General features: G+C 34.6%; 15 protein-coding genes. 4 read left to right on the top strand and 11 right to left on the bottom strand.

Annotated features, from left to right (window positions below; genetic code table 11):
* Window positions 1–21: 21 nt before the first annotated feature.
* The 9 genes from OXQ85_RS06390 to OXQ85_RS06350 all read right to left on the bottom strand — a co-directional run bounded on the left by OXQ85_RS06390 (window position 22) and on the right by OXQ85_RS06350 (window position 13,769).
* Window positions 22–2,811, bottom strand: a complete 2,790-nt coding sequence (locus OXQ85_RS06390) for a multicopper oxidase domain-containing protein (RefSeq protein WP_267402987.1) — start codon at window positions 2,809–2,811, stop codon at window positions 22–24.
* A gap of 389 nt (window positions 2,812–3,200) precedes the next feature.
* Window positions 3,201–3,674: a DUF3347 domain-containing protein gene (locus OXQ85_RS06385; RefSeq protein ID WP_267402986.1), complete on the bottom strand. Its 474-nt coding sequence runs from the start codon at window positions 3,672–3,674 to the stop codon at window positions 3,201–3,203.
* Between the two features lie 244 nt (window positions 3,675–3,918).
* Window positions 3,919–4,296 (bottom strand): hypothetical protein, encoded by a 378-nt coding sequence (locus tag OXQ85_RS06380; RefSeq protein WP_267402985.1) that lies wholly within the window; start codon window positions 4,294–4,296, stop codon window positions 3,919–3,921.
* Window positions 4,297–4,469: 173 nt separating this feature from the next.
* Window positions 4,470–6,692 carry a TonB-dependent receptor gene (locus OXQ85_RS06375; RefSeq protein ID WP_267402984.1) on the bottom strand — a complete coding sequence of 741 codons (2,223 nt, stop codon included), beginning with the start codon at window positions 6,690–6,692 and terminating at the stop codon, window positions 4,470–4,472.
* A 233-nt stretch (window positions 6,693–6,925) separates the two neighbouring features.
* Window positions 6,926–7,735, bottom strand: a complete 810-nt coding sequence (gene kdsA / locus OXQ85_RS06370; RefSeq protein ID WP_267402983.1) for a 3-deoxy-8-phosphooctulonate synthase — start codon at window positions 7,733–7,735, stop codon at window positions 6,926–6,928.
* 134 nt (window positions 7,736–7,869) lie between these two features.
* On the bottom strand, window positions 7,870–8,283 hold the full coding sequence (locus OXQ85_RS06365) for a thioesterase family protein (RefSeq protein ID WP_267402982.1): 414 nt from the start codon (window positions 8,281–8,283) through the stop codon (window positions 7,870–7,872).
* Between the two features lie 92 nt (window positions 8,284–8,375).
* On the bottom strand, window positions 8,376–8,903 hold the full coding sequence (locus OXQ85_RS06360; protein ID WP_267402981.1) for a DUF1697 domain-containing protein: 528 nt from the start codon (window positions 8,901–8,903) through the stop codon (window positions 8,376–8,378).
* A gap of 12 nt (window positions 8,904–8,915) precedes the next feature.
* The gene (locus OXQ85_RS06355; protein ID WP_267402980.1) at window positions 8,916–10,265 is read right to left on the bottom strand and encodes a hypothetical protein; all 1,350 of its coding nucleotides are present in this window, start codon (window positions 10,263–10,265) and stop codon (window positions 8,916–8,918) included.
* 18 nt (window positions 10,266–10,283) lie between these two features.
* Complete coding sequence (locus OXQ85_RS06350) at window positions 10,284–13,769, bottom strand: DUF2723 domain-containing protein (protein ID WP_267402979.1); 3,486 nt, start codon at window positions 13,767–13,769, stop codon at window positions 10,284–10,286.
* 222 nt (window positions 13,770–13,991) lie between these two features.
* Here OXQ85_RS06350 and OXQ85_RS06345 point away from each other — a divergent pair, with 222 nt between their 5' ends.
* From OXQ85_RS06345 to OXQ85_RS06330, 4 genes are all read left to right on the top strand, one after another.
* Window positions 13,992–15,029, top strand: coding sequence for a cysteine synthase family protein (locus OXQ85_RS06345; protein WP_267402978.1), 1,038 nt, complete (start codon window positions 13,992–13,994; stop codon window positions 15,027–15,029).
* Between the two features lie 80 nt (window positions 15,030–15,109).
* Window positions 15,110–16,381: an aminotransferase class I/II-fold pyridoxal phosphate-dependent enzyme gene (locus OXQ85_RS06340; protein ID WP_267403253.1), complete on the top strand. Its 1,272-nt coding sequence runs from the start codon at window positions 15,110–15,112 to the stop codon at window positions 16,379–16,381.
* A gap of 80 nt (window positions 16,382–16,461) precedes the next feature.
* Complete coding sequence (locus OXQ85_RS06335; RefSeq protein ID WP_267402977.1) at window positions 16,462–17,349, top strand: DMT family transporter; 888 nt, start codon at window positions 16,462–16,464, stop codon at window positions 17,347–17,349.
* Between the two features lie 67 nt (window positions 17,350–17,416).
* On the top strand, window positions 17,417–19,612 hold the full coding sequence (locus tag OXQ85_RS06330; RefSeq protein WP_267402976.1) for a radical SAM protein: 2,196 nt from the start codon (window positions 17,417–17,419) through the stop codon (window positions 19,610–19,612).
* 10 nt (window positions 19,613–19,622) lie between these two features.
* Here OXQ85_RS06330 and OXQ85_RS06325 read toward each other — a convergent pair whose 3' ends face one another.
* Together OXQ85_RS06325 and OXQ85_RS06320 are read right to left on the bottom strand one after the other, a co-directional pair.
* Window positions 19,623–20,321 (bottom strand): LytTR family DNA-binding domain-containing protein, encoded by a 699-nt coding sequence (locus OXQ85_RS06325; RefSeq protein ID WP_267402975.1) that lies wholly within the window; start codon window positions 20,319–20,321, stop codon window positions 19,623–19,625.
* Window positions 20,318–21,349, bottom strand: a complete 1,032-nt coding sequence (locus tag OXQ85_RS06320; RefSeq protein ID WP_267402974.1) for a histidine kinase — start codon at window positions 21,347–21,349, stop codon at window positions 20,318–20,320. The genes OXQ85_RS06325 and OXQ85_RS06320 overlap by 4 nt, the downstream gene beginning before the upstream one ends.
* Window positions 21,350–21,420 lie beyond the last annotated feature (71 nt).

The following is a 21,420-nucleotide window of genomic DNA, read 5'->3' as shown; positions in this document are numbered from 1 at the left end:
AAATTGGAACAGTTTTTTTATTTAATAGGTTAAAGTTATTCCGGCTCCCCAGCCCATTTCATTATCATAATTTCCGGAAACAGATATATATTTTTGTAGAATATATCGTAATCCTGTACTAAATTCTCCATCAGAATTAACGGTAAAATTTCCTCTCAATCTTCTCGAAAGCGGAATATCTTCCCTACTCAATTCCAATAAAACCTTTCCATTATGATCTACACTTGCATCTGCTGTAATCAGCATGGGCAAAACATATTGCATCCCGACAATAAAAGCAGCTTTCGTTTTTGATGCTTTTTGCTGTCCGAACCAGGTTTTCTTTCCATGAAAATCCATTCCCATATCTTCCGCCATTTGCCGTTCCATAATTTCATGATTTTTTTGAATTCTGAAACCTGCATAAGGCAATGCCCATTGGAATTTTCCTAAAAATCTTCCGACTTTAAAATTTCCGTCAAAATGATTAAAATCCCAATTAGAATGAAATTCATTCAGGTTCGCCCATCTCGGTCCAAACATCGTCATTGTTTCTGCATGTAATTTATTTGACTGAATATCAACCATCGCCATCGAACTTACCATCCTATTATCCTTCATAAAATCTCTCCAAGCCAATTTTCTGTTCGGAAGCTGAGGATTCGGTTTTGAATTTTCATAACTGAAAATCCTTCCCATTCCTGCCATCATGTGGTACAAAATATGACAATGAAAAAACCAGTCTCCATCTTGGTTTGCAGCAAATTCAATTGTATTGGTTTCCATTGGCATGATATCAACCACATTTTTCATGGGGGAATATTCCCCTTTGGAATTAATCAACCTAAAATCATGGCCATGAAGGTGCATTGGATGGCGCATCATCGAATTATTATACATCGTAATTCTAAGAATCTCCCCTTTTTTAACCAGAATTTTATCCGTTTCTGTGACGGTTTTATTATCCAACGTCCACAGATAATGGTTCATATTTCCTTCTAATCTGAAGTTTAATTCTCGAACATTTTCTGAAGGAAGAATTGTTTTCTCTGGAGACTTCAATAGATTGTAAGATAGCCTTTTAATCGATTTTTCTTCCAGCATATTCATTTCTGAATGATTGGAATGATCTTCGTTTTCCTTCGTCTTAATTCCCATCATTTCGTTTATATGTTTCATCGTCATTTTTCGCTGACTTTCAGAAAGTTCAGGATACATCACTTCATTCATATCCATCATTTGATTGCTCATCGTCATGTTCATCGGTTTCATATTTCCGCTCATTTCCATCATTCCGTTCATCATTTTCATGCCTTCGAAAAGCTTGAGTCTTGGTAAATTCGGAGCTTCTACTTTCTCACCCGAACCCAACCAAAGCGAAGCATGACCAATTCTATCTTCCGAAGTTGCTCGAAATTCAAAACTTTTATTTTCAGGAATCGTAACTTCAATATCGTAAGTTTCCGAAACTCCGACAATCAAACGATCGACTTCTACAGGAACGACATCGTTTCCATCATTTCCAACCACTTTTATTTTTCCACCGCCGAAATTCAACCAGAAATAGGTGGATGAACCCCCATTTGCGATTCTCAACCGAACTTTATCTCCCGCTTTTAATTGAGAATATTCAGAACTTGGCTGTCCATTGATGAGGAATTTATCATAATACACATCACTTACGTCCATTGCTTCCATTCTTTTCCATTCATTCAGCGCCTTTGTTCCGAAATTTCCAGATTTTATAGCTTCCCAATAACTTTGAACCGCATTTTTCTTAATCGCATACCAATCTGTATTTGCCATGTGAAGCCGTCTTGCAATCTGCATCGGATCTTCATCACTCCAATCTCCTAACAATACAGGAATTTCTTTGGTATAATTCACTTTTGGTTCACCTTCTCTTTTGTTGAAAACCAGAATTCCGTTCATTCCGATCTGCTCCTGCAAACCTTCGTGAGAATGATACCAATAGGTTCCATTTTGGGAAACTTTAAACTTGTATAAATGCGTTTCGCCAGGTTTTACAGGTTTTGTCGTTAAATATGGAACTCCATCATGTTCATTTGGCAAAATCACGCCATGCCAGTGAAAACCTGTGTTTTCTTTCAGCATATTGTGAAGATAAATTTCCGCGGTATCGCCTTCTGTAAAATATAAAGTTGGAGCCTGTAGTTTTCCGTTTACAGCAATTGCGCGACGGGTTTTTCCTGTAAAATTGACGATCGTATCTTTTACATATAAATCATAACGAACCGTTTTTCCTCCAAAACTTACTTTCCCATTTTCTGAATTTCTTTTTAAAACAAAATTATGAGACTCTTGCTCAGATTCAGCTTGATGTGAAGAATTTTTTTCAATTTCTACTAAATCCATTCCACATTTTGGGCATTTTCCGGGATTATCGGAAATTACTTCCGGGTGCATTGGACAAGTATATTTTTGAGATTGGAAATGATTTTGAGATTGAAGTTTAGGTTGAGATTTTGATTGCGCTAAATTTTTATTTTTAGAGTTTAAAACAGGCTTAGAAATATTTACATCCTTCACCTTTTTCACATCATTCTTTTTCTCAATCTTAGCTTTAACTTTATTGTTAATTTCTGTTGATTTTATATTCGTTTTCGGTACAGATTTCACTTCTGGTTTTGCAACAACTTTAGGTTTTATGATAACTGTTTTTTTCCTTAAAGTCATTCCACATTTTGGGCAGTCACCCGGTTTTGAAGAAACAACTTCGGGATCCATCGGACAGGTAAAATAGGTCTTTGTTGTTTGTGAAAAACTGAAAACGGAGAATAGAAGCATCAGAAATAGTATGAGTTTTTTCATAATATTTCGAAGTTTTTTGAAGTTGTATAGTTTGAATTTTAATACTTTAAATATTGAATTTACTTGAACGTTTGAAATATACATTAAGGTGTCATCCTGAGTGGATCTAACCAAGAATCTTTTCACTCTATTTTCTAATACTATGTCAAGATCCTTTCAGGATGACAAACTTTGAAAACAATTGTTTAACTGATTTACCTAATACTTCTGAGTTTTTAACGCAAAGGTCGCAAAGATTTTCTTTAGATTATTGAGAATATTTTTAAGTTAGCAAAGGCGTTTCACTTAAATAAGATCTCAAAGTTTGTGAAGAATCTGTTGAATAATTTATATAAAGTAAATTTTAATTTAAGCTATACAACTCATTATTTTAAAATAAGATACAATTATTATTTAATTGTAGTTTTCACGTTTCCACAAGAAAGCATGGATTTTCCGTAGTAAGGATTTATGATTTTAGATTCATCGCTCAACCAGCTTCCGTCGGCCATTGGACAATACTGAACATACACCGGATTTTCTGAAACTTTAAATTCCTTTGCCAAAGCAATCATATTGTCTGAAAGATTCATAAACGTTTCTCTTTGAGTGTTGATTGTTCTTGCTTCTGAGATTGCTGTTGCATCTTTTCGAAGAATATTTAAATTTCCTTCTGAAACCTGCTTAACATCGATTGCAGAAGCAGTTTTGATGAATTCGGTCGCCGCTTTTGACGTTTTGTCTGCATCATCTGAAGCTAAAGCTGATTTTATCGCAATGTAGTTTTGATAAAGCTTAGTAACCTGCACATCTTTTTTAGATTGTGCCGCAATTGAAATAACTGAAAATAAAGAGAATACTGCTGTGATGATATGTTTTTTCATTGTTTTAAATTTTAGAATTAATTGTATTGATTGTCTTAATTTTAACACAAAGAGCGCAATAATTTTCTTGAATGTTTGAAAATATTTTTGTTCGCAAAGGCGTTTCACCCAGCCAAGAAGATAACTCTTGTTATGAATTATTTTGAGACAATCAAATGTTAAGATAGAATTATTAATTGTATTGCTCATAAAGCAAGAAAGCCTGTCGTTCGTAACGATTTTAAAATCAAACGACTGACGAATTCTAAATTCTGAAATTACAATGATGAATAAAGATCGGAACCGACCGACTTTTCGGCGGCGCATTGATCTGAATCTGAGTAAATTTTGTAGTTGAAAAAGATTGATCTACAAAGAAAAATTCATTTTTTGGAAGCTCTGAAATTTGTTTTAAAAAGTCAATTTTTAAGAAATCTGATTTTTGAGAATCATCAACTTTTAATAATTTAATTTCTGTTTTACAACAGTCTTTCTTTGTTTTAACCCCACATTTGCTGCAAATATCGTCAACTTTCTTATTGACAGAAGCCAATTCATTCATGCAATAATGAACGCTGAAAACTGCCCCGGAAGAGAATCCAAAGTAGAAAACAGAGAATAATATGGCAAGAATCTTTTTCATTACAGAGCAAAGGTAAAAATATCTTTGAGATTGATGTTATAAAATTATGTATTGTTGTTATAAAATTTGGTAAAAACAAAACCTCCTGAAGATTTCAAGAGGTTTTTTATTTTTGATTTCGCAGATGATTAAGGATAGTTTTTTACTAAATCCTATGCCCTAATTCCTACAATTTATTTAATCTTAAATTCAAGCTTTACATTAAAGAAACGTCCTGTTAAGCGTACAGGAACCGGATATGCCATATTTGTCGCTGAATCCGAAATCCATTGATTAGCCACCGTATTTCTAATGTTAAAGGCATTAAAGACCTGAACTCCTAAAGTTAATTCTTCAAAATTTCCCCAAAATCCATACGCTGATTTCTTTTCTTTAGGCTCTATGAAAGCATAAGAAAGTCCTAAATCCACTCTTTTATAGGCTGGCAACGTTTTCTGATAGCTGTAAGGATCTGTAAAAACAGGTGCTCCTGTGGGTAATCCCATGGCGTAAGTCAACGTCAGATTCACTTTCATTTTCGGAAACTGCGGCATATAATCCTGATAGAACATGGCAAACCTGAATCTTTGATCGGTTGGTCTCGGAATATCTCCTCTTCCGTCTATATTTTCATAAACTCTCGCGTAACTTGCGGATAACCAAGAATCTACTCCAGGAACAAATTCTCCATATAAGCGGGTATCAATACCATAAGCATAACCCGTTGCATTGTTTTGCCCCGAATAACGAATCCTAACATTATCCATATAATAAGGAATCAGGTTATTCATTTTCTTATAATATGCTTCCGTTGTTAGTTTAAACGGTCTGTCATACATATAAAATTCATAATCATTCGCTAAAATTGCCTGGATCGAACGTTGAGATTTGATATTGCTGTTAAAATTCCCATCTAAATCCTTGATTTCCTTATAAAAAGGCGACTGATAATAAATACCTCCGGAAAGTTTAAACAACATATCAGAATCCCAATCGGGTTTGATGGCAAACTGAACTCTTGGTGAGAAAATAGTTTCTTTATTGAAGCTCCAGTTGGAAACTCTAGCCCCGGCATTGATGAAAACTTTGCTTGCTCCCCAGAAAAATTTCTGAGAATACTGTGCGTAAGCAGACATTCTTGTCGGTTCGATATGATTATTTCCTGCAATTCTATAAGCCAGTTCAAGATCAGAATAATCACCAATTCTAGGATCATCAATAGGTCTTGGCATGCTGTATCCCGCAGAATCTATCAATTTCCATTCATTGGTTAAATCTTTAAGGTTTTCTTTTTCATATTTAAATCCAACCTCAAAATCGGTATTCACATTGGGTGAAAAACGAGCCCTGAACTGTGTACCGTAAGTTCTTACAAATAAATCATTTCGAGCATGTTCTATTTGTCCGCCCGCATCATAAGAGGTGATCGGATCACCCGTCACAGGATCGAATGTCTGTAAAATATAAGAAGAACCAATAGAATAATATTCTCTTTCTCTGTTTTGATAAGAAAATGCATCTAAAGTAAATTTCCACTTATCCGATGGTTTATAGTTCGCAGAAATCGTTCCCATCATATTTTTATACTTGTCGTCTTCCTTTCCATTGTAGAAAACGGTAAGATTTAGTGGTCGCTGTAAGCTTCCGAAATCTACACTCCTTTCTCTTGGGATCATTTCATAATCATTCTTAGAATAATATCCGATAAATGACAATGATAATTTTGGAGTGATATGGTAATTCATATACGTCTGAAAATCCATATAGACAGGATTGAAATCTGTATCTTCTTTTAACGTATTAAGAATAAGATTCATATTCCTGTATCTTCCTGAAAATAAAGCAGTAAATTTTTTATTTCCGTCTTCATCTTTTTTTCCTGAAGCAAAACCAGCCGTTAATCTTCCGCCCATTAAACTTCCTTCTCCGGAAAGTTCAAATTTTTGAGGTTCTCTGTAATAAATATTCAGCGCAGAAGACATTTTATCACCATATCTGGCTTCAAAACCTCCGGCTGAGAAGTTAACGGTAGAAACCATGTCGGGATTAATCATACTTAAACCTTCCTGCTGAGAATTTCTGATCAGGAAAGGTCTGTAGATTTCAATATCGTTAATATAGATCAGGTTTTCGTCATAGTTTCCACCACGAACCATATATTGTGAAGAAAGTTCTGTATTGGAGTTAACAGAAGGTAACGTTTTGATAATCCCTTCAATACCTCCGGAAATACTGGCTACATTTTTAGCATCTTTCGCGGAAATTTTCACATTGGTAATGTCTTTCGTATTTCCTGCTACTTTTTTCTGGAAAACGACTTCCTCAATATCTGTGGTTTTCATCGTATCCTTCTTCTTGGTTTGAGAGAATACTAATACAGGAACCATAAGGCTCAGCGGTAAAACTAGTTTTTTCAAAAGAAATGTTTTAAAATTTCAAACGTGAATATATACAATTTATTTTAACTTATTTAAACTTTCTTTAACATTTATTAAAATGACAACTTCCCTAGCCCCGATTGAAGCTTTGTTTGAGCTCATTTTTCAGTTTTGGTTTGTGCGGCTGGCAAGGCCAGCCGCACAAACCAAAACTGAAAAATAGCGAGTGCGGAAAGCGGGAAAAAGCTTCAAATAAAAATGAATAAGATGAATTATAAAATAGCTTCTCTTACTCTGGTTAATTTTTGTAAAAGATCTTCCAAAAGGTCTAATCTTAACATATTGGCGCCGTCTGATAAAGCCGTTTCGGGTGTTGGATGTGTTTCGATAAAAATACCGTCTGCTCCCACTGCAATACCTGCTTTCGCTACGGTTTCTATAAGATCAGGACGTCCTCCCGTAACCCCAGAACTCTGGTTGGGCTGTTGCAAAGAATGGGTAACATCCAGAATGACAGGTGCATATTGCTGCATAGTCGGAATCCCTCTGTAATCTACAATTAAATCTGTATATCCGAAAGAGTTTCCTCTTTCAATGATGGCAACTTTTTCATTTTTGGAATCTGTAATTTTCTGAACGGCAAATTTCATTGATTCCGGAGAAAGGAACTGTCCTTTTTTCAAGGTAACACATTTTCCTGTTTCCGCAGCAGCAACCAAAAGGTCTGTTTGACGCACTAAAAATGCAGGAATCTGAAGAACATCCACATATTGAGCCGCCAAAGCTGCATGCTCATTTTCGTGAATATCTGTCGTTGTCGGAATATTGAATGTTTCACCTACTTTTTTAAGGATTTCAAGAGATTTTTCTTCACCAATGGTCGTAAAAGAATCTACTCTGCTTCGATTAGCTTTTTTGAAACTTCCTTTGAAAATGTAGGGAATATTATATTTATTTGTCAATTCAATGACTTTCTCAGCGATTCTTAGTGCCATATCTTCACCTTCGATGATGCACGGCCCTGCAATTAAGAAAAAGTTTTTGGAATCTTTGTGCTGAATATTATCTAAATACTGAATCATTTTATTTTAATTAAAAAGTTCAGTAAAAATACTGATAAAGTTCGGGAATTAGAAATTATTTCGCAGGTTTGATAGATATCCCAGATATAGTTTAAATCTTTCAATTTAGTTTTAAACCCAAAAAAAATCCCATTTTATTCCAAAACGGGAGCATTTTTTATAATCGCTTGCAGAGATTCAGGGATAAATGGTCTTCCTCCGGTTGCCGGAACGCAGGTTCCTGTAAAAACAGCCTTGGTAACAATTTTCTTGTTTAAAATAATAGATTGTTTAAAATGAAGTCTTGGCAATCCGTCTTTATCGCGATACAACTCACAAGTAACGCTTATTGTGTCATCTTTTTTTAAAGATCTCACAAAGTTTATCTTATATTCGGACAACACCATATTATTACCTTTATGGGCTTCTTCTTCAAGGTTAAAACCCAACACTTCATCAATAAAAGCATGCCTGCAGTATTCCATATAAAACGGATAGTACAGTCCGTCCATAATGCCTTGAACATCAATATGTTCATCTTTTACCGTATATTCTTTTGAATAGATCATTAATAATAATTTTTTATAACAGAAAGCGAATTTAAAAAGAAAAAAGCTAGCACAGCGATAATTTTCATTAAAAAAAGCCCTTAAAAAAGGACTTAGTTCATTTTCTTTATAATTTTTTCAAATGTATTGATGTTTCGGCTGGTGAATTGATCTTTTAAACTTTTCTTGCCCAACACCTTTCCAAATGACGAATCTAATGTATTTCCTTTCGGAACCTGCCAGTAGAAAATATGATTTACAATTTTTGCGTCTTCATTTTCTGTTTTTACAGCAGATTCGAATTCATTCATCAAAATATTCTCAATTCCGTCGATTCCTACGAAAGCATACGTATGAAAATCTTTATTCTTTTGAAACGGATTTCCGTTCCACAAATGTTCTGTTTCTTTATGAGATTTAATGAATAAAAAAGCTTCGTAAGAAAAATGTTCAGACATGGCTTTTTCAAGGATGATCTTTAAATCTTCAGGTTTTTTATCTGATGAAAAAATAATATTTCCGGAAGCTAAGATAGAAATAACATCGTTCATTCCGGCTTCTTTAAAAACCTGACAAACATCTATCATTTTCATATTGGTTCCTTTTACATTTACGCCGCGAAGAAATGCACAATATTTCATAATTTCTAGTTTTTACCAATAATAATTTCCGATTAACTGCATTCCAAACGTTTGTAATAAACACATTACGAAAAGAACATTTAATTTTTCCTGTCTCAAGTCTTTTAAAAACAAAACAAAAAACGGAACGATATACAAGCAAGCTCTTGCTGTTTCGCCCGTTCCGTAAGCTCCGGTTAAAAGCATTAATCCTAACGCTATTAATCCTGAAAAAGAAAAAGTATTCACCTGTTTGTCTTTAAAGAGGTAAAAATTTCTGTTTTTAAAGCTAAAGAAATAAGCCACATATGCGAAGGAAAGGAAAATCAATATTTCGCCAATGTCTTCTAATCGTGTAAAGAAATAAATAACCGGAGAATGCAATAGCATAAATCCTTTCGGGTTTTCTGAATGGCTTGCTTCAAAAAAGGTTGTTAAATGATTGCTTCCTGTATATTCGTAGCTGAAATAAAAAAATCCGACCGTAAAAATAAAGCTGATAACAGCAGCAAAGAAAACGGCAAAATTCTTTTTATACAAAGTAATCAGCGATAAAACTCCAACAAACGCAAGCAGAAATAAACCTGAAAAAGTAAGCATATTAGTAATAATTAGTCCGGCAGAAGCCATTAAAACGCCAACAAAATTTAGTTTATTTTGAATATAAATCTGGGAAATTCCGCAAAGGAAAAGTAACATAGAAGTAAGGACAATAGCATCAATTGAAACTAAAAGATAAATATTAACCGAAGGAATTACCGCGAAGAAAAGTAGTAATAATTTTCTTCTTTGAGCATCGATATTAAAATTTTTCATTAATAGATTCATCAACGGAAAACTTAAAACAGAAATCGCTAAGAAGCCTAAGCTCATCCCTAAAATACTACCGTTAAACAATTCCATGAACGCATAATGAAGTAATGTGGTATAAGGTGGATGCGTTTTTGTATGAAGCTGGAAAGATTCAAGATTTTTGTTGAAATTCTGAATCCATAATTGCCAGTCGGTAATGTTTAAAGCATCTGTGTAATACTGTCTTCCTTTGTAATAAAACGGCTGCAGAAAGGCTATATCTACATTTCCCTGACCCATATTCCCTAAAATAATTAATACAACACAAATCAGGAAGATCCAAAAGAAATTCAGCTTTTCATAGTGTAAAAAAGCCAAGAGCCCCGTACCTAAAAAAAGTAGGCAGAATAAACTGCCTACTAATAGAAATGAGGATGGATAGATTACCGAGAACGGAAATACAAGATTGTTCCCGGTAAATACCACATATTTGTTGAGTAAAAAAATACTTACTGCTAAAAATATCCATATAAAAATGGCTATTGAAAAAACTTTTAAAGGGAAATTAGTTTTTCCTAAATATTTCATCATCTTAAAAAATGTTTCTGGTTATTGCGTTGCTTTGATAATTGATGTTGTAATCTGTTCTTCTTTTTCTTTAGAATAGGTAGAATCAAAAGGCTCCATCACATCGAATAAATACTGATAGAACGGCGTTATTTTCTGCACGTTTTCAGATTCTTTTATGGCTTTTTCTTTACCCATTTCTTTAAGATTACCTACAAAAGTATTGAATTTCTTATCAATTGGCTCTATAGATCTTACCAAATAATCATACGCTTTATTTTTCTGACCAATCTGAGTATAAGCATCTGTAACAGCTTTCACCACCATCGAATATTCCATCGGCTTCACTCCCATCGCTCTTCTTAAATATCTCTGTTCAGAAGGTTTAAGGCTTGCATAATAATCATATTCTTCAAAAATTCCTTTTTTAAGAACTTCAGCCAGTTCCAACGCCTTTTTCTCTTGTCCTGCAACGATATATCCGTAAACCAAAGAGCTTAAAGAACGAGGGTCATTATACTTCTGAGCCGGAATTTCTTTTGCTGCTAAATCTAACAATTCAAGCGCTTTTGCTTTTTGTCCGCTCATAGCTAATGCTGCCGCTGCTCTGCTTGCAGAACTTCTGTAGCTCATAATATTAGAAGTAGCTGTTTCATCAAAATGGTTATTAAGGTTTTTGAAGTTCCCCCATTTGAAGTTTTTCACGGTGTTATAAAGAGAATTTGCATCTACTCTTCCCATTTCACCATCCGGAGTTTGTGGCGTATGAATCGGAATTAATCGATAGCTGAAACCGTCAAACTGAAGATATTCATCAAGATAGAAAATATTTTCGCTGTCGTAAACCCCTCCAGAAGAGAAATTTATAGGTCTTTTCCAATCGAAATTAGCTAAAATATCAAACATCATTAAGTTGTTTTTATACAGCGTATTCGATCTATATTTAACCATAATTTGGTTTACCGTATTCGGAAGATCTGCCTGATTGATGATTCCTGCTTTCAAAGCATTCTCTTTATTTACAGGTAGAATAAATTTGTTTACCGGTAAGAAATTATACTTTTCATATTTCTCTTCACCGAAGATCATTTTAAGGATTTCATCTTTTTCAGGAGATTTATGTTTGATGAAGTTTACGGCTTCTTTCAACGTCATAGAATCCTGAACTAAATATTTTCTGAACGACTGAAGTTCTGTTTCCGGAGCGCCTTGTTCCTTTAACGAAGCGAAAATTCCTTCCCAGTCGTTTTTCTTCATCAGATAAATCTGGTCGTTTGAGCCATCTCTGTAATCATCATGCGTTAATACACTAGGTATCGCATCTGCATTATAAGTTTTTCTTCTTACCTGATCAATATTCCAAGGTGTTGAAAGAAGCGTGAAGTTAACTACTTTCACATCATCTCTGAACTGCTGAGTTTCCTGAATTGCCCAAACCGGATACGTATCATTATCACCGTAAACAAATAAAATATCATTTTTCGGTAATGTTTTTAAAATAGAATATCCATAGTCATAAGCTGTAAATCTGTCACTTCTGTCGTGAACGTTGTAGTTCTGGAAGCCCATCATAAAAGGAACACCCAATAAAACAACTCCCAAACCAATGTTTGCAGCGTTCGATTTTACTTTAGACTGTAAGAACCAAAGAATGGCACCTGCACCTAAACCAATCCAAATCGCAAAAGCATAGAATGAGCCAACCATTGCGTAGTCTCTTTCTCTCGGTTCGAAAGGCTTCACCCCTGTGTAGAAAATAATTCCGACACTTGTAATGATGAATAAAGAAAGAATTGCATAAAATCTACCGAAATCTCTATTCATTTGGAAGAAAAATCCTATCAATCCTAATAATAAAGGCAAGAAGAAGAATTTTACCGTACTTTCATTTTTGAATTTTGAAGGCATTTTATCGGCATTTCCCCACAATGCATTATCAATAAAAGGAATCCCGGAAATCCAGTTTCCTTTTGTACTTTCCATGTTTCCTTCAAGGTCATTTTGTCTTCCTACGAAGTTCCACATCAGATATCTTACAAAATAATAACCGTTCTGGAATGTGAAGAAATAATCTAAATTCTGACCGAAAGTTGGTCTCTGAACATTAATTAAATTATAAGGTTTTACTTTTAAATAATCAGCAACTGTGATCGATTTATCTTCGTATTTCTTTCTCAATTCATCGAAAACCTGCTTTGCTTCAGGATTATCTGCCACATCTTCATTGGCATAATTAAAGGTAAAGTCTGGTGCTCCGTACATCGAAATGTAATTCGCCATTACATCTTTATCTTCGTTGAACATTCTCGGCATAAAGCTTACCTGAGACTTGTTGAAAACGTAATTGAAACGGTCTCCGGTTTTTCTGTAGGTTCCTGTTTTTTCGTCTTTTTCGTAAATGTCTCCGGTTTTTTCAGTTTTAAAACTTCCGTCTTCATTTTTCTGAATACCGTTCGCATCAAGAAATGCCGTATAGTTTTGTCCATAAGCTGTTGGCCAGTCACCATACTGTACTCTGTTATAATAATCTAACATGCCGATCGCGTTGTCTGGATCGTTAAGGTTCATTGGAGGATTAGCATTCGCTCTAATAGGAATTACCATCCAACAAGAAAACCCGATCATCATATAAACAATTGATAAAGCTGCTGTCTGAAAAATATTTTTCTTTGCTTTTTTTGCATATTTAATGATGAAATAGCAAATAGCAACCGTTAAAACAAATCCGGCAATTGTTCCTGAGTGGTAAGGTAAGCCTAAACCATTTACAAAGAAAATTTCAAGTTTTCCGAACATCGTCATGATGAAAGGGAAAATTCCTTTAAAAACAATCGCTAAAATAACTAAGGTAATCACGTTTGCCCACAAAAAGTTCTTCCACGTAAACTTATAGTTTCTTGCATAATACACGAAACAGATTGCAGGAATCGCCAACATACACATCATGTGAACTCCTACAGAAAGTCCTAAAATGAAGAAAATAAGAATAATCCATCTTTCGCTGTCTGCCGCCTGATATTCGTTTTCCCATTTGGTAATTAACCATACTAAAAGCGCGATAAACATAGAAGCCATCGAATAAACCTCTCCTTCCACAGCAGAAAACCAGAACGTATCTGAAAAGGTAAAGCATAAAGCGCCTACCAAACCTGCAAAAAGAATAGAAATTTCCTGATGTCTCGTAACGTCTTCAAAGTCTTTGTTTAAAAGTCTTCTTACGAAATGTGTAATCGTCCAGAACAAAAACAAAATCGTAAAAGCACTAAACAATGCAGACATCGCGTTGATCACGATAGAATAATTTTCGCCCTTTCCTAAAGCAAAAATGGCTGCCACGGCACCCACAATCTGGAATAATGCAGCACCGGGGGCGTGCGTTACTTCTAATTTTACTGCTGAGGAAATGTACTCTCCACAATCCCAGAAACTGAAATTGGGCTCTATGGTGGACAAGTACGTGAAAAATGCAATGACGAAAACTACCCATCCGAGGACGGTGTTCCATTGCCTAAAAGTCCAATTTTTCATAGTATTAAATCAATTACGCGAAAATAAGGCTTTTATATGATTTAAGACTGTTTTTAACAAAATTTAAAGAATTTGGCGCGTTTTTTGAAAACTTTCATCTTTGGATCGCACTCCAAAAAATAAAATTTATCTACTCATTGCTTAGAAATCAAACAAAAGTTTAGTAATTATTTATTTTTTTGTATTTTTGCGGTCAGATTTTTATTGAAAAATAACGAACTAATGAGTAATGTTTACGATAATATACTTGGCCTTATAGGAAATACCCCTATGGTGAAGCTAAATACTGTTACAAAAGATATTCCTGCCACCGTTTATGCTAAGTTAGAGTCATATAATCCTGGACATTCCACTAAAGATAGAATTGCACTTCATATTATAGAAAACGCTGAAGAAAAAGGTTTATTAAAAGAAGACTCTGTAGTTGTTGAAACTACGTCCGGCAACACCGGATTCTCTATTGCAATGGTTTGCATCATTAAAGGATATAAATGTATTCTTGCCGTGAGCGACAAGACAAAACCAGAAAAAATAGCTTATCTTAAAGCATTGGGAGCAACCGTATATATTTGCCCGGCAAATGTAGCGGCAGATGATCCCAGATCTTATTACGAAGTAGCAAAAAGAATAGCAGCAGAAACACCAAATTCAGTGTATATCAATCAGTATTTCAATGAATTGAATATTGATGCGCACTATCAGACTACGGGTCCTGAAATTTGGGAGCAGACGAAAGGAAAGATCACTCACCTTTTCGCATGTACTGGAACTGGTGGAACTTTATCTGGATCAGCAAAATTTTTAAAGGAACAAAATCCTGATATCAAGATCATCGGTGTAGATGCAGATGGTTCTATCTTGAAAAGTTACCACGAGACAGGAGAAATTCACAAAGAAGATGTTCACCCTTATCAAATCGAAGGAATGGGAAAAAATCTAATCCCTTCTGCCCTTCTTTTTGATAAAGTAGATGAATTTGTAAGAGTAAACGACGAAATGTCAGCCTACAGAACCCGCGAGATTGCTTTGAAAGAAGCTATTATGGGAGGTTACACTACAGGAGCTGTTACTCAGGGATTGATTCAGTATGCTCAGTCTCATGAATTTACAGAAAATGATGTGGTTGTTTTAATTTATCCTGATCACGGTTCAAGGTATATCACCAAAGTATACAGTGATAAATGGATGGCTGAACAAGGATTTGTGAATAACTGCGTTCATAATTATGATGAAGTTTTTAAAACGGAATTCATTAAATAGAATAAAAAAATAACGATACAAATAAAGCCTTTTTTGTAGACTACAAAAGGCTTTTTTTCTTAAAAGTACTATATAAAATGTTGGATATTTTTGAAAGAATAAAAGAAAATCCAGGACCTCTTGGACAATTTGCAGATTACGGTGAAGGTTATTTTATTTTCCCTAGATTGGAAGGCCCTATTGGCCCGAGAATGCAATTTCAGGGAAGAGAAGTAATTTTCTGGAGTGCTAATGATTATTTGGGAATGTGTAACCATCCTGAAGTAATAGAAGCGGATGCAAAAGCGGCTGCCGAATTCGGAATGTTTTATCCGATGGGGGCAAGAGCAATGTCGGGGGAAACAGAACAGCACTTGCAGTTGGAAAGAGAATTGGCTGATTTTGTTCAGAAAGAATCTGCATATTTATTAAATTTCGGTTATCAGGGGATGGTTTCTACCATCGATGCCTTGGTAGGAAGAAATGACGTAATTGTTTATGATATGGATTCTCATGCTTGTATCGTAGACGGGGTGAGACTTCATGCTGGAAAAAGATTTACCTATAAGCATAATAATATTGAAAGCCTTGAAAAAAATCTTCAGAGAGCAACAAAAGTAGCTGAAGAAACAGGAGGCGGTATTTTAGTAATTACTGAAGGGGTTTTCGGAATGAGAGGACAACAAGGTAAACTGAAAGAAATTTGTGAATTAAAGTCTAAATATCAGTTCAGATTATTAGTAGATGACGCTCACGGGTTCGGAACACTTGGGGAAACAGGTGCCGGAGCTGGTGAAGAGCAAGGTTGCCAAGATCAGATTGATGTTTATTTCTCAACTTTTGCCAAGTCTATGGCTGGTTTTGGAGCTTTCATCGCAGGGGATAAAGAAATTATCAGATATTTGAAGTTTAACTTAAGATCTCAAATCTTTGCTAAATCTTTAACAATGCCAATGGTAATCGGAGGTTTGAAAAGATTGGAGCTTTTGAGAACAAAACCTGAGATCAAAGCTAAACTTTGGGAAAACACTCATAAACTACAAAATGGTCTTAAAGAAAGAGGATTCAATATCGGAGATACCAATACTTGTGTAACGCCTGTAATGATGCAGGGAACTCCGGTAGAAGCTACTCTTTTGGTAAAAGATTTAAGAGAGATCTACGGAATTTTCACCTCAGTGGTTGTTTATCCTGTGATTCCAAAAGGGATGATTTTATTAAGATTAATTCCGACAGCATCACACACCGATGCGGAAATTACAGAAACTCTTGCCGCGTTTGAAGCCATTCACGACAAATTAGTAAGTGGCTACTATAAAGAACAGGAGCAAAAATTATTACAGGAACAAGGTTTAAGCTTTAAACCTATTTAATAATAAAATTTGAAAAACCACTGAAATTTATTCGGTGGTTTTTTATGAATGGTCTATAAAAATTTTAGTTTGAAGAAAAGATGAAATTGAAAGGTTATGCGTTGGGCATTACATCAGCCGTATCATACGGGTTACTGCCCATTTTTATTTTGCCCATTAAGCACGCGCATTTCTCACTGGATGTTACTTTATTTTATAGGTTTTTATTTTCTGCCTTAATGGTTGGCGGATATTTACTCTATTCTAAAGAAAGTTTTTCTATCAACAGAAAAGAATTATTAATATTTGCAATACTCGGAATGTGCTATGCACTCTCCTCAGAATTTTTATTTTTAGGTTACGATTATCTCACGCCGGGAATTGCATCAACAGTTTTATTCATTTACCCTGTTATTGTGGCCTTAGTGATGTTTTTCTTTTTTAAAGAGAAGCTGACAAAGCTTTCGGTTTCATCATTGCTTTTAGCATTTGCAGGCGTTATTATCCTTTGTTTAAAAGGAAACAGCTTACAAATCAATTATAGCGGATTAGGAATTGTTATGCTTAGTTCACTGTTTTATGCACTTTATATCATCATCGTTAATAAAGCCAATTTAAAAGTTTCAGGATTTAAGCTTTCTTTTTATTCTATGCTTTTTACAGCAGGATTTTTTATGATCAAAGCGATGGTTGGGCATCATTCATTTGCCATCCCTTCCACTTCTACTTTCTTCAATTTTTTAATATTTGCTTTTCTTACAACGGTTATTTCCAGCTTATGTTTAGTGTATTCCATTAAAGAGATTGGGTCGACAGCCGCAGCAATTTTAGGCGCTTTAGAACCTGTAATTGCAGTAATGATCAGTGTTTTAATTTTTAATGAAAAGTTTACGCTCAATCTCTTCTGGGGAATTACTTTAATTCTGATCGGTGTTATTTTAAATGTTATTGCCGACAGTAGAAAATTAAGACAAATCCAAAGTTTATAGCATATTATAAAAATACCAATTCACAAAAATTTAAATTATTTAAAATAAATTTGTAAAAATTTTTCTATTGAAAGATCTGCTTCTTATCACACCGCCTTTTACCCAGCTGAATACTCCTTATCCCGCGACTGCTTATATTAAAGGTTTTTTAAATACCAAAAATATTTCAAGCTATCAAATCGATTTGGGAATTGAAGTAATTTTAGAATTATTTTCAAAAAGTGGACTTCAGAAAGTCTTTGATAAAGAAATTGACCTTCCTACTATTTCAGAAAATTCACAAAGAATTTTTGCCTTACGACAGGAATATTTGAAGACCATTGATCAGGTAATTTCTTTTCTTCAGGGTAAAAACCCGACGTTGGCAAGACAGATCTGCTCTATGAATTTTCTTCCGGAAGCTTCCCGATTCAATCAATTGGATGATATGGAATTTGCCTTCGGTAATATGGGATTACAGGATAAAGCCAAACATTTGGCGACTTTATACTTAGAAGATCTTTCAGATTATATTGTTGAAAATGTAGATTCCGATTTTGGGTTCAGCAGATATGCAGAGAGATTGGGAAAAAGTGCCAATTCTTTTGATGAATTACACACAAAACTGTCCGATGAACAGACTTTTATTGATGATTTTACCTTAAAAATTCTTCAAGAAACTCTAGAAAAAGTTCAGCCGAAATTGGTTTGTTTTTCAGTTCCTTTTCCTGGAAATTTATACTCGGGATTTCGATGTGCGCAATTCATTAAAAAGCATTATCCTCATATTAAAACCGCAATGGGCGGAGGTTTTCCCAACACTGAATTGAGAGAAGTAAAAGATAAAAGAGTTTTTGATTTTTTTGATTTTATCACGTTAGACGACGGAGAAGTTCCTCTTGAACTGCTGTGTGAAAATGTATGCAACCCGCATCCTGAGGAAGAACTTCAGTTTAAAAGAACATTTTTAATTGAAAATCAAGAAGTCGTTTATAAAAACAATGCTAAAAAGCACGATTATAAGCAGGTAGATGTCGGAACTCCCGATTATACAGATTTGCAGCTGGATAAATATGTATCTGTTATTGAAATTGCCAACCCGATGCACAGTTTGTGGAGCGATGGAAGATGGAATAAACTAACCATGGCACACGGCTGCTACTGGGGAAAATGTACTTTTTGCGATATTTCTTTAGACTATATTAAAATTTACGAACCCGTCTCCGCCAGAATTCTGGTAGACCGAATGGAAGAATTGATCCAAACGACGGGAGAAACAGGTTTCCATTTTGTAGACGAAGCTGCGCCACCTGCCTTGATGCGGGAAGTCGCTTTGGAGATTTTAAGAAGAAACTTAGTTGTAACCTGGTGGACGAATATTCGTTTTGAAAAAAGTTTCACACGAGATCTTTGTTTTTTATTAAAACTTTCAGGCTGCGTGGCAGTTTCCGGAGGATTAGAAGTTGCAAGCGACCGATTATTAAAACTCATCGATAAAGGCGTTTCAGTAGATCAGGTGGCAAAAGTTACCCGAAATTTTACAGAAGCAGGAATTATGGTTCATGCCTATTTGATGTACGGCTACCCTACTCAAACCGTTCAGGAAACGGTAGATTCCTTGGAAATGGTTCGTCAGTTATTTGAAATGGGAATTCTGCAAAGTGGTTTTTGGCATCAGTTTGCCATGACTGCTCATTCGCCTGTAGGTATGGCTCCTGAAGAATTTGGCGTAATACCTGTTAAGCAAGACATTTTATTCGCCAATAACGACATTGACTTTACAGACAAAACAGGAATTGATCACGGAAAATTCAGTTTTGGATTAAAAAAATCCTTGTTCAATTATATGCACGGAATTAATTTTGAACTTCCGCTTCAGGAATGGTTTGATTTTAAAGTTCCGAAAACAACGATCCATCCAGATTATATTCATGATTGTTTATTGGATGACGATAATTTTACATTTAAGGGCAATTCCAGGATCGTATTTTTAACTAAAAATGTAATCGCAGAGAATCGTGTAAAAACTAAAAAGAAAGCAACTTATTCGTATACCCGACTTACTTTTCATTTAAAGACCAATATTGTTTCAATAGATTTAGATCAGGAACAGGCGGAATGGCTGGTTAAAATGTTGGAAGAAAATTCAACAGAAAATGCTAAAAAAATTACACTTCAACAATTAAAAACCAATTTTGAAGAACATTTTGATGATTTTGAATTATTCTGGTTTTCGAAGCCTATACAGCAGTTGAAGGAAAATGGGGTTATTTTGAGTTTGTAATTTAGTATTATTATTTTAATCTTTCCAATAATTGTTTGCGATGTGTATTACCGATCGGAAGAATAATTTCGTCTAACAAATACACATGACTGCCTTTTATTTTTTGAATGTGATTTAAAGCAACAATATAAGACTTATGAATACGGATAAATTTGGAAGGATCCAGTTTTTTTTCTAATTCGCACGTGCTTGTAGAAGCGAGAACAAAATGCCCTTTCGTAAATACTTTAACGTAATTTCCCCAACTTTGTATATAATCAATATCTTGGGGATTTATTCTTAAATATTCACCCTCAACTTTTAAAGTTAATAGTTCTTCATCTGCATTAATTTCCTTAGGTTGAAATCTCGCAATAACCTTATCAATAGCAGCCAAAAATCTAGATACCCCAATAGGTTTCACCAGATAATCTACTACCTGATATTCATAGCTTTCCAGGGCAAACTCGCAATAAGCAGTGGTTAAAATTACCAATGGCGGTCGCGTCATGGCTGCCAGCATTTCTAAACCGCTGATTCCCGGCATATTGATGTCTAAAAATATCAGATCTACAGGATTTTTGTAGATATAATCCATCGCTTCTTTTGCACCAAAAAAATTACCACATAATTTCAGACATTCCAATCCCTTCAGATGATATTCAATCACAAGATGGGCGCCATCTTCATCATCAATAATGATACAGTTTAAAGGTTTTCTAAGAGTCATAGCGCATTTAATTTAAATGTTAATTCCGTTTTAAATACTTTTTTAGATCGAAAGGTTTCGAAAGTATACTTATCTAAATACAGGAGGTCTAGCCGCTTACGGATATTTGAAAGCCCTATTCCCATAGATTCTTTATTAACAATAGTCTCTGGCACCGAATTCCATATTTTTAAGCTAAATTCTTTTGCATTAAGCTCAAACTGAAACTTAATAAAACAATTTCCTATTGTTCCGGCGCTATGTTTAAAAGCATTTTCAACCAATGTGATTAATATCAACGGAGCAATATAATAGAGCGAAAAAAGTTCTTTATTTTGTGGTAAAATTACGATCACTTGGCAACACCTTCCTATACGTACTTTTTCCATCTCAATATAGCTCTCAATATAATCAACTTCTTCTTTTATGCTGACGAGCGGCTTATCACCATTTTCAAGTGGATAACGCATTAAATTAGAGAGCTTTAATATTAAATTTGGGATTCTATTGGGATCTGTAAGACTCACTCCGTACAAATTATTAAACATATTAAAGAAAAAATGAGGGCTTAGCTGAGCATGAAGTAATTTTACTTTGATCTCTCCAAGCAGCTGCTGAGCTGTGATTCTTTTTTCTAATTCCTGATAAAATTGTTTAATAAGAGAAAGGCACATGAGGATAATCGTAGTGATGCTGCAAGTTGCCACATGATAGATCATAAATTTGATTGATTTCCTTATGCCCAGATGAAACTCACGGTTGAGCCAAAATCTATACTGAATATAGAATACCAAAACCAAAATTGTAAGATAAACCAATGTAATGGTAATCACTTGAAAGTATTTATGGCTTTTAAACAGAGGGAATACGATAAACTTATACAGCTGAGCCTGCAAATAAATAATTAAAAAAAAGAATATAGAAGGGAAAAAATATCCAAAACTGTTTGAGGCAATCCATTCATAGAGACCTACCAGTAATACTACCATGATGAAAAAAGCAATTTCATAGGTGTATTTTTCTATTTGCCATTTTATCTTTTCATTCATTCTCGTTTTTTTCAGTTACAAAGTACAGTATTTTAATTTTAACGCCAAAAAGAAATGACCAAGGCATTTTG

This window comes from Chryseobacterium sp. GM_Chr_2 (assembly GCF_026540445.1).
Taxonomy (GTDB): domain Bacteria; phylum Bacteroidota; class Bacteroidia; order Flavobacteriales; family Weeksellaceae; genus Chryseobacterium.
The sequence above is the reverse complement of the archived record's forward strand: the minus strand, read 5'-3'. Positions and strand labels throughout refer to the sequence as shown.

What these genes read in the sequence shown, in the direction of transcription:
- OXQ85_RS06390 (WP_267402987.1), bottom strand. Translation starts at nt 2,811, where the DNA reads ATGAAAAAACTCATACTATTTCTGATGCTTCTATTCTCCGTTTTCAGT.
- OXQ85_RS06385 (WP_267402986.1), bottom strand. Translation starts at nt 3,674, where the DNA reads ATGAAAAAACATATCATCACAGCAGTATTCTCTTTATTTTCAGTTATT.
- OXQ85_RS06380 (WP_267402985.1), bottom strand. Translation starts at nt 4,296, where the DNA reads ATGAAAAAGATTCTTGCCATATTATTCTCTGTTTTCTACTTTGGATTC.
- kdsA (WP_267402983.1), bottom strand. Translation starts at nt 7,735, where the DNA reads ATGATTCAGTATTTAGATAATATTCAGCACAAAGATTCCAAAAACTTT.
- OXQ85_RS06365 (WP_267402982.1), bottom strand. Translation starts at nt 8,283, where the DNA reads ATGATCTATTCAAAAGAATATACGGTAAAAGATGAACATATTGATGTT.
- OXQ85_RS06360 (WP_267402981.1), bottom strand. Translation starts at nt 8,903, where the DNA reads ATGAAATATTGTGCATTTCTTCGCGGCGTAAATGTAAAAGGAACCAAT.
- OXQ85_RS06355 (WP_267402980.1), bottom strand. Translation starts at nt 10,265, where the DNA reads ATGATGAAATATTTAGGAAAAACTAATTTCCCTTTAAAAGTTTTTTCA.
- OXQ85_RS06350 (WP_267402979.1), bottom strand. Translation starts at nt 13,769, where the DNA reads ATGAAAAATTGGACTTTTAGGCAATGGAACACCGTCCTCGGATGGGTA.
- OXQ85_RS06345 (WP_267402978.1), top strand. Translation starts at nt 13,992, where the DNA reads ATGAGTAATGTTTACGATAATATACTTGGCCTTATAGGAAATACCCCT.
- OXQ85_RS06335 (WP_267402977.1), top strand. Translation starts at nt 16,462, where the DNA reads ATGAAATTGAAAGGTTATGCGTTGGGCATTACATCAGCCGTATCATAC.
- OXQ85_RS06325 (WP_267402975.1), bottom strand. Translation starts at nt 20,321, where the DNA reads ATGACTCTTAGAAAACCTTTAAACTGTATCATTATTGATGATGAAGAT.
- OXQ85_RS06320 (WP_267402974.1), bottom strand. Translation starts at nt 21,349, where the DNA reads ATGAATGAAAAGATAAAATGGCAAATAGAAAAATACACCTATGAAATT.